A 15,460-nucleotide genomic window follows, 5' to 3' on the forward strand; every position below is an offset into this window, starting at 1 on the left:
ATAGGGCGCGGACGACCTCGGTCGAGCGGGAGCCTCCACTCCAATGGTGTCGAGGCCGTGAGCGAAGGAACCGCCATTTCTGGAGGCGCGCCCGCTTTATTACCTAGCGCGCGACGACGATCGACATTGCGCAAGAGACGCCTAGATCAATTAGGATGCCGTTCTGATGGCGTAAAAGAAGGATGACCCACGTGCGCCACGAACATCGGCATGATCACGCCTCCCATGAGGAATCGAGATCCCCCCGCGCCGGCGGCGCGACCGAACATTCGACTCACGGCGATACGCACGCGTCGAACGTCATTTACACATGCCCGATGCATCCGCAGATTAGGCAGATCGGCCCCGGCAATTGCCCGATCTGCGGCATGACGCTCGAGCCGGTGGTCGCTTCAACTGAAGCCGAACCGAACGCCGAACTCATCGACATGACTAGGCGGTTCTGGATCGGGCTGGCGTTGGCGGCGCCGGTGCTCGGCTTGGAAATGGGCGGCCATTTATTCAATCCGCATCACTTGCTAGCGCCGCAGGCGTCGAACTGGCTACAGCTCATTTTAGCGACCCCGGTCGTGCTCTGGGCCGGCTGGCCGTTTTTCGTTAGAGGCGCAGGGTCGCTCGTGACACGTAATTTGAATATGTTTACTCTCATCGCGATGGGAACGGGTGTCGCCTGGATTTACAGCGTCGCCGCAACATTCGCGCCGTCTCTTTTCCCACCTGCATTTCGCAACATCGACGGCTCTGTCCCGATCTATTTCGAGGCGGCGGCGGTTATCACCGTCCTTGTTCTGCTTGGACAAGTTCTAGAATTGCGCGCGCGGGAACAGACCGGCGGCGCCATACGCGCGCTCCTTGATCTCGCGCCAAAAATGGCGACTCGGATTAACGCTGACGGATCCGACGAAAACGTTGTGCTGGATCTTGTGAAGGTGGGCGAGCGCCTGCGCGTACGTCCAGGAGAAAAGGTCCCTGTCGACGGCGAGCTCGTCGAAGGTCGGAGCTCGATCGACGAGTCCATGGTCACTGGCGAGTCCATGCCGGTGACGAAGATTGCGGGCGACAGAGTCATCGGCGGCACCCTTAATCAGACTGGCGGCTTTGTGATGCGCGCGGAGAGGGTTGGCCGCGACACCATGCTCTCAAGAATTGTCGAGATGGTCGCATCGGCGCAGAGAAGCCGCGCGCCAATACAACGCCTCGCCGATCAAGTGGCAGGATGGTTCGTGCCCGTCGTCATTCTCATCGCCGTACTTGCATTTCTTGCCTGGGCAATGTGGGGACCGGAGCCACGTATGACTTTTGGGCTAGTTGCAGCCGTTTCCGTTCTCATCATCGCCTGCCCTTGCGCGCTCGGTCTTGCGACGCCGATGTCGATCATGGTCGGTGTGGGACGCGGCGCGCAGTCGGGCGTGCTGATAAAAAGCGCCGAGGCGCTGGAGCGCTTGGAAAAAATAGACACCCTGGTGGTGGACAAGACCGGGACGCTCACCGAAGGCAAGCCGCGCGTTACGGCCATCTGCGCCGTCGCAGGGATTGCTGAAAATGATCTATTGGTCACGGCGGCGAGTGTCGAACGCGCCAGCGAACATCCGCTGGCGCTCGCCATCGTTCAGGCAGCAGCCGAACGGGGGCTCGCACTTAAGGAGGCGACGGATTTCGATTCCCCCGTAGGCAAAGGCGTCATCGGTCGGGTCGAGGGCAAAACCATCGCGATTGGCAATCGTCGATACCTCTTAGAACTCGGCGTCGATGCGACGCCGCTCGATAGCGACGCCGAACGCCTGCGGGAAGACGGAGCGACCGCCATCTTTGTCGCGATAGACGGGAGAATTTCCGGGGTCATCGGCATCGCCGACCCAATCAAAGCGTCAACGCAGGACGCGCTGCAATCACTGCGCAAAGATGGCGTCGCTGTCGTGATGCTGACCGGCGATAACTGGACAACAGCGCGGGCCGTCGCCAAACAATTGGAGATTGACGAGGTAGAAGCCGAGATCCTCCCTGAGGACAAGAACAAAATCGTCAGTCGATTGCGAGAAGCGGGTCGAATCGTCGCCATGGCGGGTGACGGCGTGAATGACGCCCCTGCCTTGGCCGCCGCCGATGTCGGCATCGCCATGGGAACCGGCGCCGATGTCGCGATCGAGAGCGCGGGAGCTACTTTGTTGAAAGGCGATCTCGGAGGCATCGTGCGTGGCCGACGCCTTTCCAAAGCGACGATGCGCAACATTCGTGAGAATCTGTTCTTCGCGTTCATCTACAACGCCGCTGGCGTGCCGATCGCGGCCGGCGTGCTGTATCCGACCTTTGGGCTACTCTTGTCGCCGACGATCGCCGCAGCGGCGATGGCGCTGTCATCGGTAAGCGTCGTCTTCAATTCCCTGCGACTGAGGCAGGCCAGGTTGGCGCCAGAGCGAAAAATTGAGATGCCGCCATTCTCGTACTAATAAACAGACAGAGCTAATCAACGCGGCATGGCGCAAAGTCGGGGCAGACCGAACATTTCACTTGAAGAGAAATGCTACGCTATCAACGCTAATCGTTCCTCGTGCTCGCGCCAGAAGCGAGGGGCTGGCGAGCGCTTGTGTGCTAAGGATTCGGCAAGCGCAAAGGCGAAGGCTGCCATCGCCACGGGGCGCGCGCCTTTCATCGATGCGCGCCAACATCATCAGGGTATACCCTGATACGACGCAACCTGGGGCGAACACCGTTATGTAACATCCGGGTTGACGGCGACTATTTGTGACACTGTAGGGTCGGGCCTAAACACTGAGGTGACACGCCATGGCCCGAATTGGTTACGCCCGCGTCAGCACGGTTGACCAAGACCTCGACACGCAACTTGTCAGGCTCAAGGCCGAGGGTTGCGGCGTTATTCGCTCGGAAAAGGTTTCGGGCGGAAGTCGCGCCGGCCGAAGTGAGCTGGCGACCATCATAGAGTTTCTCCGGCCGAGAGATGAACTAATGGTGACGCGCCTTGATCTATCCCCAATGGTGGCGCAATTGGAGCGGCGGTTCATCAAGGAGCGTCAGCGCGAAGGCATCGAACGGGCAAAGGCCGAGCGCGTGTATCGAGGAGGCAAACGACGGATCGATCGAAAGCAGCTCTTCGCGATGGCTAGTGCCGGGAAGGGGTTGCCACTATTGCGAAATCCTTGGGCTGCTCGCGCATGCATGTTTATCGTGTTCTTGCTAGCGAACGCGAAGACGTGGCTAGTTCGAGGGCCACGAAAAAGTCTTCGTAAAATCAGGAAGCTTGGCGATCGGTTGTTCGAAACTCAGGGGTCCCGCCAGCGTCACGCGCACGGCTGCGGGTTCGAGCGGCTTGAAATGACGGTCCATGACGCCGACGCCGCACACCTGCCCGGGGGCGACGCCCGCAATGCATTGAGCGTAGAGCGGATCGCTCGGCAGGAGCGAACCATATGCGAAAGTGATTTGGTCGGAACGCGAGTTGAAAACATTGAAGGCGTCGAACTGCAGCCGCCAGCCGTCGGCCCATCGATAACCCAGTCGTGCGTTCAACGTGCCGGTTGCAGGAGAATTGAAATAACCGTCTTCGGTTAAAGGCCTCGGCCCGAAATAGCGATATTTCAGAGCGCCGAACCATCCGGTCGCCTCACCAACCTCCAGTCCGCCCATGGCCGTCACCGCTATGGCGTTCGAAAGATAGTTGCCGGGCGCATTCCCGAGAAAGGTCCCATACGGCAGCGCGTCAGGCGTGATGAGATCGAGCCATGCCAAGGTCTGCCCAACGTCGACGCCGCGGTAGCGCGCATGAACGAGCGCGACGTCGCCGTCAAATCTGATCCAGGGGTTCGGGGCGTATCGGTTGGCCAATTCGATCCCATATCTTCGACTGGGGCGACCGAAAATGGTCGTGCCGCTATCGCCAACGAATTGGTTTTCCGATTCCAGATTGAGCCAGAACAAACTGATGCTGGAATCAAGCCCCTCCAGGAATTTGGTGCGGGCCCCGATCTCCGCCCCCCGCGACTTCACAAGCAGCGGAATCGACGCCGCCTGAACGAAGCCGTCGCCATCTGCGAGTTCCGATGTGGAGAACTGCAGCACGGCGCCTCTGGCGTCGGTCGAGTGGAAGCCTTCTCCATAATTGGCGAAGAATTCCGTCCTGTAGAATGGGCCAACGATGATCGAGGCCTTCGGACTGAACAGCGCCGCGCTCTTGACGCCTTGATTGAACGGGCCAGTGAGCAGAAAGGCGGGCAAGCCGGCGCTCGTTGTCAGTTTTGGAGCATCCAGTAGCGTCTGCAGCGAGCTTACCGCCGCATTGTAATAGTCGAAGCGCGCGCCGGTGACGGTCTTCAGCCAAGGCGTCCAGCGCACCGTCGTATCGGTCCAGACGCCGATGCTGCCTTCGCCGACGCCGTTGTTGCTGAGCGTGTCATAGAGTTGGCGGCGGACGCTCTCCTGCAATCCAAGACGAATGTCGTCGTAACGTCCCTGAAAGCCGATGCGGGTCTCGACTGGCGCGCCATTGACGTCGGCCCATCTGATCGCATGCTGCGCATTAACGCCGACGATCGTGCGGTAGTCGAACTGGCGGATCTGGTCGCCCAAATTCTGATGCGTCAGGAAGTAGGTGTAGTTGCTGTAGAGGTCCAAGGTTGAGTGAACGAGATAGCCTTCGACGCGCGTGGCTTGATTGCCTTCAATCTGACTAAAGCGAGATGAGAGCGAGAAGCGCGACGTCGCGCCTCCCGCGGTTGGGTCCATCGTGCCCCACATCGACAACAGCCCGGAGCTGACGGCGCGAAGCGGAATTTGATCGGTCCCATACCATTTGTTGGCGTAGCCCATGAAGGTCACGGAGGCGCCGTCTTCCTGCGTGCCGCGCGACCAACGCAACACGCTGTTGATGCGACGCATGTTGTCGCCGCGCTCCCAGGGACCGTTGTAATACTGCGCCTCGACCGCGCCATAGGCGGAGCCGCCTGCGAACTCCCTGTATGGCGCGACGGCAAGAGCTCTCGCATAGGCGAAGCTGCCGCCGGTCAGCTCATAGAAGCCTTTGTCGATCGCGTCCTTGTATTGCATGTAGATCGAGCCGGCCGAAGAGAAGTCGCCGTCTTGCGCGTCGTAGGGCCCCTTGCGGGCAAGCACGTAAGACAAGAGTTCAGGAATCAGGAAATTGCTGTCGGCATAGCCCTGGGCATGGCCATGGGTGCGCATATTGAGCGGCATGCCGTCGAGATAGAGCGCCAGATCAGTGCCGTGATCGAGATTGAACCCTCTCACAAAATACTGGTTCGCCTTGCCTTCCCCGCTGTGCTGGGTGACGACGAGGCCGGGCACGATCTCCAGCGCGTCGCCGGGGCGGGCGAAGGGCAGCGCGTTCACTTCCTTGCCGGTGAAGAATTGCTCGCTCGCCGCGGTGATCGGCGGCGATTTGGGTTCAGTCGGCTGCGTCGGTCCGGGATTCGGCGCCGCAACGACCGGCGAAGGTCGTGGCGCTTGTTGGGGCGTTTGGACGCGCACATGTCCCGTCGCGGGCGGATGAGCGTGGAGATGAGCAGTTGGAGCGTTGCGATGTCCACCCACCTGTATTGTGGGGAGCGCGGTTTGAGCCCTCGCGCCCAAAGCAATTGTGCCCGCGAGTATCGGCACAAGGAAGCGGGCCAGATTTGGCGGAAGCGGCATTGTAAGCGCTCGCAGCAGACGTGGACCGTTACTGCGAAGAGCTCCGCCTAGTCCGCGCCACGCGCCACGACAGGCTTCACCCGCATCGGCGCACCCCGTCCGACACTCTCGCGCGTAACCACGAAAGACGGCAGGTCTCCTGGCTCGCGGGTCTTCGCTCAAAGACCGCCTTCCCGGAACATTGCTCCAGTGGCGTATCGGTCTTTGACTCGCCGCTTACAGTTGCGGGGGCAGCAGCGGAATTGCGCGACGCGCGCTCACCGCATTCCCTATTGATCCCTTTCGGGAACCGTCGCTAGAGTAGGCGCAAAATGCGGTTTTCAAGTCAAGCCAACTGGTTGAGGCTCACGCTACATAGCGTCCTTTTTCTTGGCAGTGATGCAGAAACATCACAGGTGGGGATGTCCCGGTCGCTGTTGAAAAGCGCGAAGCGGCTGCTGCGTGACAAATCTTATGCGGCCTCGGCGGTTTGAACAAGGTGCGCCGCTGACGCGGCCTTTGCGTTTCGCTGCACCAGAGCGGCTCGGAGAGCTTGCAGATGCTTGTGCGCCTTCAATCGCCGGAAGCCTTTGCTTGCTTCCTGCATGGCGGCGGCGGCCCAGCGCAGGGCCATCGATGCCGACCGCCAGTATTTAACGTTTCGGCAGACGCGGCGCACCGTGCTCATGACGTTCTCGACGATGTTCGTGCAGGCGAGCGATCGGCGCAGCTCCCGCGGAAGTTTCAGCCTCGTGACGGTGAGCATGTCGTCGAGGCCTTCCAGAATCGAAGCTGAAACGCCCTTCCAATCGCGTTCGAGACGGCGCGCGAGATTGCGAATGAGCTTTTCGGCTTTGTCGGCGTCGTCCAGTTCCCAGGCTTGCCGCAAGACGCGCTTCACCGAGGCGTGCATGGATTTGGGCAAGCGCTCCAGAATGTTGCGCGCCTTGTGAACCTGGCAACGCTGGATCGCCGCGTCGCGTCCGAAGGTCCGCCGGATCGCCTTGGACAGTGCTTTCGAGCCGTCGATGATGAAGAGCCGCGGCGCGCTGGGATCGAGCCCACGCTCGACGAGATTGTCGATGAGCGCCTGCACGGTCGTCGCGTTTTCCGTCGCGCCCTCGACGAGGCCGAGCGGGTGTTTGTCGCCGTTCGCGTCGACGCCGATCGCCGCGACGAGGATCAGGTCCTCGTCCATGTGAATGCCGTCGATCTGGATCGCCAGCAGATCGAGTGCATCGAGCCTGCTTTCCATCCACGCCTTCATGCGCGAAGCCGACAGCGCGACGAAACGGCGGGACGTCGCCGACTTCGACAGCCCGGCCCCCTCGGGCGATGGAACGTCTCCCTCGGGCAGGCGAACCGAACGTTTGAACCTGCGCGTCGAGACGTTGATCAGCATCTGGTTCATCGCCCATTTGCCGAGCAAATCTTCGTTAATGGCGTTTTCCCAGCTCGGCAGAACCTGTTCCTTGCCATCGAGCCCGCGAACGCGCGGGCGCTCGATCTCGACCTTGCCGCCGTGGAAGCCAATCTTGCCTCTCGTCCTCCCCCAGCGATGCGCCTTGCGCCGTTCGCCCCGCTCGTGACGCTCGCCGCAGACCGCCGCCGCATCCTGCTCCATCATCTCGTTCAGCGCCTCGACCCCGGCGGCAAGGCAGAACCGCTCGAAGCTCGCCGACATGCTCGCCAGCGCTTCGGCTTTCAGCGCATGCGTGGGAATCGCCGTCGATGTGGTATGTTCCTTCATGGCGTTGCTTTCCTTTCGTGGAATCAGCACCCCGAGCCTAACGGCTCAAGGCGAGCAACGCCGCTCCTCCATTTTCAACATTCTTCGGGACATCCCCTCACAGGTCGTTCTATGGTGTTAGCGATGGCTTTATGGTGCGACGCGGTCATTGCGTTTGGCAAAACCGCAACCGTCTGTTCCTTTTACAGTTCAACTTGCTCGAAAACGCTATAGGCATCGTCAACCTTCAATTGCGAGGTTTTGCGCGAAACGCCGGCAATTTGAGTAGCCGTCCAGTTGTTCGCAGAGCCGCACTATGTGAAATTGTCTGTTTTTTCCGCAAGTCCAAACGTCAAAATCGGCCTTGACTTCTGACGCCTAGGCGGCAGATTGTCGTTCCATGGGGAAGCGATCTCCCCACGAGGCGACATGCCCAAGAATCGCGTCCAGGTTTTCCACCAAGGGCGCACTATGTCGTCAATCAACTCCATCTCTCCTGACAAGCTCGCGCGTCTCATCGGCGTCGCCCATTGTCCGGCGCTCATCGATGTGAGGACCGATAGGGATTACGAGGCAGATCCGCGCTTCCCGCCGGGCGCTTTGCGCCGCCGTCACGAATCTGTCCCGGACTGGTCTCCGGAGTTCGTCGGTCGCCCCTCCATCGTCATCGATCAATGTGGCGAGCAGGTCAGCGAAGGCGTCGCCGCGTGGCTGCGTTACGCAGGGGCGAAATCCGCCGATGTTCTAGCGGGCGGACACCTCGCTTGGGTCAAAGCAGGCGGCCCAGTCGTCCCCGCGGGGAAAGTGCCGCCGCGTGATGCACTCGGACGAACAATCTGGGTCGCGCGCTCCCGCCCAAAAGTCGATCGTATCGCTTGTCCATGGCTTATTCGCCGGTTTGTCGATCCGAGCGCCGTTTTCCTCTTCGTCGCGCCCGCGGAAGTGTCAGCGGTCGCGGAACGCTTCGGCGGCGCGCCTTTCGACATAGAGGGCGCGTTCTGGAGCCACAGGGGCGAACGCTGCACATTCGATACGATGCTCGAGGAATGGGGCCTAACGATAGAACCTCTGCAAAAGCTTGCCGTCATCGTTCGTGGAGCCGATACGGCGCGGCCTGACCTTGCTCCTGAAGCAGCGGGGCTGCTCGCGGCATCGCTCGGCCAATCCCGCATGTATGCGGATGATCTCGAACAGCTCGAAGCGGGGATGGAGCTCTACGACGCCTTTTATCGCTGGTGTCGTGACGCGACCGACGAGCCCCACAACTGGCCTGCAACAAAATCCGGAAAAACGGCGTGAACATTCACATACAAACGACGAGCAGCGATCATGGCGTGTCGCTATCGGAAGCGTTCCGCGTCTGGGCGCGAGTTGCTCTGCTGAGCTTCGGTGGGCCCGCCGGACAGATTGCGGTGATGCACCGGATCATAGTCGATGAAAAGAGATGGGTGCCGGAAAGCCGCTTCTTGCATGCCCTCAACTACTGCATGCTATTGCCCGGCCCCGAGGCTCAGCAACTCGCCACCTATATAGGCTGGCTCATGCATCGCACCCTCGGCGGCCTCGTCGCTGGCGGGCTATTCATTCTCCCCGGCGTCATCTCGATCATGGCGCTCAGCATCATTTACGCGCTTTGGGGGAATGTCGGGATCGTGGGCGGATTGTTCTTCGGGTTGAAGGCCGCTGTTCTCGCCATCGTCATCGAAGCTGTCGTGCGAATTGGAAGGCGTGGGCTCAGATCAACGGCAATGCGCCTTTTAGCTGCAGCGTCGTTCGTCGGCATTTTTTTCTTCGCCTTGCCATTTCCGCTCATCATCCTCGCCGCGGCGTTGATCGGATATGTCGAAGCGACGCGGGGGAATCCTGCGTTCGCGGCAGTCGGACACGGGGCAACGCATGAGGACCGCGAAAGCCTGCTTGGCAATGAAACGCCCGCTCACGCGCTACCCTCTCTAACACATACGCTGCATGTCGGCATAATCTGGTTGGTGGCCTGGCTAATCCCCGTCGCCGCGATCCTGTTTGTGGCCGGTCCCGACGACGTCTTCTCCCAGATCGCGGTGTTCTTCAGCAAAATGGCTGTCGTGAGCTTTGGTGGAGCTTACGCGGTCCTCGCCTATGTCGCGCAACGGGCGGTCGAGAGCTATCACTGGCTAACGCCGGCGGAGATGCTCAATGGGCTCGGCATGGCGGAAACGACGCCAGGGCCTCTCATCATGGTCTTGCAGTTCGTGGGTTTTATGGGGGCGTTTCGCTCGCCGGGCGACTTGCCGCCGCTCCTGGCGGGGATGCTCGGCGGGTTGCTCGCAACCTGGGTCACCTTCGCGCCCTGCTTTCTCTGGATATTTCTCGGCGCGCCATACATCGAAAAAATCCGCGCCAACAAGGCGCTCTCCGGCGCATTGGCGGCGATCACCGCCGCCGTCGTCGGCGTGATCCTGAACCTCGCGATTTGGTTTGGGATCCACACCATCTTTCGCAAGACGGTCGCCGTGGATGGCTACGGGCTGTCATTCGACGCGCCCGTGCTCGCAAGCATGGATTTCTGGAGTCTCGCCCTCTCGGTCGCTGCGGCGATTGCGATCTTCCGGCTTCGTGTCGACATTCTCCAGACCCTGGCGGCCTCGTGCCTGGCTGGAATAGGGCTGTTTCTCGCAGGGGCGATTTAGACTTTCGACGGGAAGGGAGAAAGCCATGAACAAACCGCTAGCCGCTCTCGCCACAATCTGTCTGCTATCGCCCGCGTCCGTTGCTGTAGCTGAAACCGACTGGTCGCAGGTTGATGCCGCTATCGGCAAGAAGGCCGCCGTCGCTGGAAGCGTGCATAAATACGGTCTCCCGCGCAGCGATCTTCACGTTACCCTCGACGGCGTCACCATAAAGCCCGGTCTCGCCCTCGGCGGCTGGATTGCTTTCGAGCCGTCAGGACATGCGGCCATGATGATGGGCGACTTGGTCCTGACGGAAACCGAGGTGAATCCCGTGATGCGGTCTCTACTCGCCAACGGCGTCCAGGTGACGGCCGTGCATAACCACCTCCTGCGTGCCAGCCCCGCGCCTTTCTATATGCACGTCGGCGCGCACGGCGATCCCGCGAAACTTGCCACGGTCGTTCGGCAGGCGCTCGCCGAAACAAAGACGCCGTTTGAGCCTTCCGTCGTTCCGGTTGGTGAACCTCCGAAGATCGACTTCGACACGGCGCAGGTCGAAGAAGTCCTCGGCTCCCATGGGAAAAACAACGGCGGCGTCTACCAATTCAGCATTCCAAGAGCCGAGGCCATCAAGGCTGAAGGCGCGACAGTCGCCCCCGCGATGGGCGTCGCACACGCCGTAAACTTCCAATCCACCGGGGCGGGCAAGGCGGCGATTACGGGGGATATCGTCGCAAAGGCCAAGGAGGTCGAGCCGCTGTTGAAAGCGCTTCAGACCAGCGGGATCGAGGTCACGGCGCTCCACAACCACATGCTCAATGACGAGCCGCGGCTGTTCTTCGTTCATTTCTGGGCGAATGCCGACGCCGTGAAATTGGCGCGTGGATTGCGCGCGGGACTAGATATCGTCCATTAGCGTTCAGGAGCTGACACCGTTGTTGCATCGCGATCAATGAACAAGCACGAACAGTGTCAGCGTGCCTTGCGCATGCATGCGGCGCTGATCGAACGCATGGCTTAATAAGGCTCGGACCGCATGATGGGTCGTCGCAATCGTTAGCTTGAGGCGGAGTACCTTGAGAGGCCGGCCTGCCTTGATAATGCGCGCTCATTTTTGACCAACGACCGGTTCGACTGCGGGCGCCTTGTCCGCGCCGCATCGCTCATAGCGCGAATGCGATGGCAAACTCGATCCGCGACGCACTCATGCCTCCTGCGATCGGTCGCCGCGCGCAAATATTTCGGCCATGGCCCTTATCGTTCGGCGCTTGGCGCCATGAGGTGCTCGCCGTGCGCCCCCTCGTCACGGCTCCCTTCGACAACGCTGGCGCATCGCGTCCTGCCGGTTTGGCCACAGTCTTGCTCATTGCGAGCCATTGATCTTGCACCAGTCGCGAACTGTGAGGCGGATGCCGAAGCCGTGGCAATGGGTGCTCTGTCCCGCTTCGATCCGACCTTGTTGTCTCGTTTATCCACTTTGCGCGCGCGCCCGATGCTGCCGGACGTCGTTTTTTACGGTTTCCAGCGTCTTTCGGTTCGGGCGTCTTGTTCCGTTCACGCCGCGTCTCGGCATGTTGTCGTCAGGCAGAGACCGGTTGCGTCTCGTCGATGAGATCGATTGCTTCGCCAATACTGCCTCATCCGCGCATCATCGCGGCCGCTCCATCGTTATGCGCCTGTTTCATGCGCCGGCGACCCATTGCGTCATGCCTTGTCAGATGGGACATTGCTCCAAGAGCCTCTTCTCACTTCGCCATACGGTCCTAGAATAGCTGGCTCCTGCGAAATCGAAACCGCGACTTACCGGGCTTCACAAGGCCCGCCGCGGCGATGATTTGAATTCGCCGCGTCATATTCCATCGCTCGCTATTACCGCGCCCGCCTCCGGGTGCATGGCGTTTCGTCCTATGGCCGCGGTCGCCGCCCAAAACCCTGCGGCCGCGGCGATTTTCCCCTTGGCGCAGCGCGCCAATTCCTCGCGCAACAAAATCGCCGTGGCCTTCGGGTCCTCCGCTTTGCTTCGGCCTCGCGCCTCTCGGCGCTTCGGTTCGGGCATCGCCTTCGCGGTCATCACGGACTGCCATCGCAACTGGGGCTGGCGCCCCAACGACGGAGAGCAAGATGAAAACCTTCGCGGAATTCCAGATCCTCGGCCGCATCGGCAAGGTTCGTGGAGTTGGGCAGACGACGCACGTTTCGATTTGCGCCAACTACGCCTTCAAAGACCGCAACGGCGACACCAAGGACAAGTCCTATTGGAACGAAATCACGATCTGGAGCGAGAGCACTCGCAAATATGTCCGCGACTATGCGAAGCCCGGCGACCTCGTTGTCGCGCGCGGCACGCTGAAGCAGAGCAGCTTCGAGAAGGACGGCGAGAAGGTCTACACCGTCGACCTCAACTGCGAGGACTTCTCGATCCTCGCCTCCGCCAAGACGGACCAATCCGACAGGGACGAGGCTGACGCCGCGACCGAGGCGCAGAAGAAAACTGCGAAGCGCAAGTTACGTGAACAATGGGGCGGCCGCGCGCCGCCCGCCGATGCGAGCTTCCTTGGATTTGCGATCGGGCCAGCGGATGACTGGCCCGATTTCTCCGCGTCGACCGCGCTCGACCCAGAGCACGGCGGGGTTGCGACTGGTTTTCGCGTGCAGCGACGCTCGCAACGTGCTCCTTTTTCAAGCGAGGGGATGCTCAGAAGTTTGTCTGGCAAACTTCTGAACAAGAAACTCTGCGACTTTGGTCGCTGTGCATCTGCGTGCGTTAATCGCTCACGCAAGTTTGTCTACCCCTGTGAAATTTCGCCGTGATCAGTCGAATTTGCTTCTTCAGGCGAACGTCCCGCCGAGTGATGCGTCGAGGTCGTATCCTTGAACGGGCGGAGAACTCAGCATGGATCACGCTGCCTCGACCGGAGCCGTCTCGTGAAAATGATCTTAGTGAATAACGAGAAGGGCGGCGCCAGAAAGAGCACCATCGCCGTTCACCTCGCCTGGTATTTTGCCGAGCATCGCAAGCGCGTCCTTTTTCTCGATCTTGACCCACAGAGCAACGGCACGACGACGCTCGGCGTGCGCAACCTAGCTGCGCTGATCGCCGGTCATTTCGTGTTGGCACCGATCGACCTTGACGATTGCGCGATCGACGGGATCGAAACGCTTCTCAAGCAGATCCTCGGCGTCAGCCAGAAGTACAATCCCAATCTTACCTTTCTCGGGTTGATCCCGAACCGCCTGCAGACGACCTCGCCGCGCCAGCGCGACAATCTGAAGAACCTCGTACAGAAGTTTGGCACGAAATACCTCTTCGACGGCGTGATCCCGCAACGCTCGTCGATCGAGCGGAGAAGAAAACGGTCTGGAGCCTGCCGAAGACGGCCCCCCGCGAGGCCGGTCGAGAGCTGCGGATGGTCTTTGACAAACTCGCGGCCAAAATGGAGCTCACATGAGCTATGCACAAAAACTCGACGATGTCGCAGCGCTCCATGATCAGCTCGAGTGCCTCGAACCGTCCGTCGGCGCCACCGGCGCGCCGCTCGAGATCGCGCTGAGCGCGATCGAGGAAGACCCGGACAGCCGCGTCAACAGTTCGCTCTTGAGGAATTGGCCGCTTCGGTTCGGGAGCGAGGCCTGCTCCAACCTATCGGCGTCACCGACAAGCAAGAAAACGGCAAGCTCTCTCCAGTAGCTCACTCTTCGAGACTGTCGCCGGCGTCCTTCTCATTCGAATCGGTCGCCTCCGGAATCGGGAGGTAGCCCAACGCGTCCTCGAAGACGACAAGAGTCGTGAAAGCCGATTTTAACTTCGCCGTTGCTTCGCTCATTGCGTTGCGGATATTGTGCAATCGAGAAATGGCGTCGCACTCAGCTCCGAGAAGATTCGATCTCGCGATCGAAGCGGCGGGGTCGGAAGTCGACTTTTCAACGCGACCGCGCCATTCGACAAGCGCCAGGTGCGCCGTCGCCTCTTCCTTTTCCAACGCTTCGACCTTGGCGAGCGCTTCGCGATAATGGAGCAATGCTTCGAGAGCTCTCTTTTCGAGATCGGCATCCTGGCTCATGCACTCGTTTCTCTGACCGGGCTGAAGGGGCCGCCATTTAGCCTTGAACCCCTAAACGGATTTTTAACGCTGTGCCGCGGGGTCAAGGTTCATTCGACACGATCGCGGCGTGATCGAGAATTCGATTCGAAGCAAGATCGCGGATGACTTGAAGCGGCTCAAACGGGCGATGGAGGAAAAGGCGGCGCAGTGCAGGGGGGCGGACGCCGGAATGCGCGACCTGATGCTCTATTTGATATGAGGTATTCGGCCACGAGATACGAAAGGCGGAACCTGATTACAAGCAGATGCAAACGCTATGAGTAGCCAACGCGAGAGCGCGAGAGCTTGAAGTCAACTATCGACGCGAAAAGGTGTTGCACGAGATTATAGAAAATAATCGGCAGCATAACTTGAGGCTGGTTCGCCAACGCTACTGAAGCAAGGACGAGACCGGTTCCATTATTATTCATGCCGAGCGCGAACATCAGGGAGGCGGTTTCGGCACGGCTGGTTTTGAGCGAGCGCGATAGTAGCAAGCCCGTACCGAAGCCGGCCACGCACAACATGCTGACGATGAACAAAACGGCTGCCAAAAAATCCGGGTCGGGAAGAGACACCACTTTCGGCAAGACGGGCGTCGCGTTTGAATAGTTGAGGAGCACGAGAACGGCGAAATTTGCGAGCTTCACGTAGGGCATCACTCGCGCTATGTGCGCTTCGCCCATCAATCTGCCAGTCGCGAGGCCGCAGAGTGAAGGTAGAATCACCCATACACCCAGAAATGTCGCGGCCTGTCCCGAGGCCAGCTCATGCAAGTCTTCAGAATAATCGCCAGTTGTCAAAAAGCCGACCGAGTGAAGAATCAAAGGCGTCGTTATTGGACTAAGCAGATTGGTGAGCAATACGAGCCCCAGACTCAGGACAGTGTTGCCGTTGGTATTTTGTGCCCACGCCGTTGACGCCCCAGCAATCGGCATCGCCGCTACGAGGGCAAGCCCGACCAGCAGCTGCTGAACTTCGTCGGGATCGTGCCAGAACATCATGGCTAAGCTAATTGCGGCAATCACCGTCAGCGGCGCAGCGAGGTTGCCAACGAGTGCCGCCAGCATCACGAACGCTTTGTGGGGCGTAAGCGCCGACAGCTCGTGCAGTGGAACGCCGAGGCCAGCGTTGAACAAGAGCGCGGCTAACATCACCGGAGGCAAACTCAGGTTCACGCCGTTTTGCAGTGAAAGGAGACCTCCGAGATTGAAGGCGTGAATCCAAAGCCCGAACTGTGGCAGGAAAGCCGCCGCGGCGTAGGAAGCGACGATAATCCAAATGAAATACTTATGGACGAAGTGGGCCCAGCCCAAAGCACGACAACTTGGCGCCAATTTATCCATCCTACCTTTGTC

11 protein-coding genes, 1 pseudogene and 1 riboswitch are annotated in these 15,460 nt (G+C 60.1%); of the genes and pseudogenes, 8 read left to right on the forward strand and 4 right to left on the reverse strand.

Annotation, left to right across the window (positions count from 1 at the left end; genetic code table 11):
• Window positions 1–182: 182 nt before the first annotated feature.
• Both AC0X69_RS22515 and AC0X69_RS22520 read left to right on the forward strand, forming a co-directional pair.
• Entirely contained in the window at window positions 183–2,447 is a 2,265-nt protein-coding gene (locus AC0X69_RS22515; RefSeq protein WP_482613913.1) for a copper-transporting P-type ATPase, read from the forward strand.
• 337 nt (window positions 2,448–2,784) lie between these two features.
• Window positions 2,785–3,245 (forward strand): annotated as a pseudogene (locus tag AC0X69_RS22520) (recombinase family protein).
• Here AC0X69_RS22520 and AC0X69_RS22525 read toward each other — a convergent pair.
• Both AC0X69_RS22525 and AC0X69_RS22530 read right to left on the reverse strand, forming a co-directional pair.
• Window positions 3,214–5,661, reverse strand: a complete 2,448-nt coding sequence (locus AC0X69_RS22525) for a TonB-dependent receptor (RefSeq protein WP_482613914.1) — start codon at window positions 5,659–5,661, stop codon at window positions 3,214–3,216. The pseudogene AC0X69_RS22520 and the gene AC0X69_RS22525 overlap by 32 nt on opposite strands.
• 112 nt (window positions 5,662–5,773) lie before the next feature.
• Window positions 5,774–5,970, reverse strand: a riboswitch (cobalamin riboswitch).
• A gap of 142 nt (window positions 5,971–6,112) precedes the next feature.
• Window positions 6,113–7,390, reverse strand: coding sequence for an IS256 family transposase (locus tag AC0X69_RS22530; protein ID WP_482609394.1), 1,278 nt, complete (start codon window positions 7,388–7,390; stop codon window positions 6,113–6,115).
• Between the two features lie 450 nt (window positions 7,391–7,840).
• Here AC0X69_RS22530 and AC0X69_RS22535 point away from each other — a divergent pair, with 450 nt between their 5' ends.
• The 5 genes from AC0X69_RS22535 to AC0X69_RS22555 all read left to right on the forward strand — a co-directional run bounded on the left by AC0X69_RS22535 (window position 7,841) and on the right by AC0X69_RS22555 (window position 13,509).
• Window positions 7,841–8,668, forward strand: a complete 828-nt coding sequence (locus AC0X69_RS22535) for a chromate resistance protein ChrB domain-containing protein (protein ID WP_482614047.1) — start codon at window positions 7,841–7,843, stop codon at window positions 8,666–8,668.
• Window positions 8,665–10,038, forward strand: coding sequence for a chromate efflux transporter (chrA, locus tag AC0X69_RS22540; protein WP_482613916.1), 1,374 nt, complete (start codon window positions 8,665–8,667; stop codon window positions 10,036–10,038). The genes AC0X69_RS22535 and chrA overlap by 4 nt, the downstream gene beginning before the upstream one ends.
• A 25-nt stretch (window positions 10,039–10,063) precedes the next feature.
• Window positions 10,064–10,936, forward strand: coding sequence for a DUF1259 domain-containing protein (locus AC0X69_RS22545; protein WP_482613917.1), 873 nt, complete (start codon window positions 10,064–10,066; stop codon window positions 10,934–10,936).
• 1,205 nt (window positions 10,937–12,141) lie between these two features.
• Window positions 12,142–12,831 (forward strand): single-stranded DNA-binding protein, encoded by a 690-nt coding sequence (locus AC0X69_RS22550; protein WP_482613919.1) that lies wholly within the window; start codon window positions 12,142–12,144, stop codon window positions 12,829–12,831.
• Window positions 12,832–12,951: 120 nt separating this feature from the next.
• A complete protein-coding gene (locus AC0X69_RS22555; protein ID WP_482614048.1) occupies window positions 12,952–13,509 on the forward strand; it encodes a ParA family protein in 558 nt (185 codons plus the stop codon).
• Window positions 13,510–13,709: 200 nt separating this feature from the next.
• Here AC0X69_RS22555 and AC0X69_RS22560 read toward each other — a convergent pair whose 3' ends face one another.
• The gene (locus AC0X69_RS22560; RefSeq protein WP_482613920.1) at window positions 13,710–14,081 is read right to left on the reverse strand and encodes a hypothetical protein; all 372 of its coding nucleotides are present in this window, start codon (window positions 14,079–14,081) and stop codon (window positions 13,710–13,712) included.
• A 109-nt stretch (window positions 14,082–14,190) separates the two neighbouring features.
• Between AC0X69_RS22560 and AC0X69_RS22565 the strand changes: the two genes are divergently transcribed.
• Window positions 14,191–14,322 (forward strand): hypothetical protein, encoded by a 132-nt coding sequence (locus AC0X69_RS22565; RefSeq protein ID WP_482613921.1) that lies wholly within the window; start codon window positions 14,191–14,193, stop codon window positions 14,320–14,322.
• A 55-nt stretch (window positions 14,323–14,377) separates the two neighbouring features.
• On the opposite strand, the gene AC0X69_RS22570 is transcribed toward AC0X69_RS22565, so the two are convergent.
• On the reverse strand, window positions 14,378–15,448 hold the full coding sequence (locus AC0X69_RS22570) for a bile acid:sodium symporter family protein (RefSeq protein WP_482613922.1): 1,071 nt from the start codon (window positions 15,446–15,448) through the stop codon (window positions 14,378–14,380).
• Window positions 15,449–15,460: the final 12 nt, after the last annotated feature.

The organism is Methylocystis sp. Uni0008 (genome assembly GCF_056838045.1).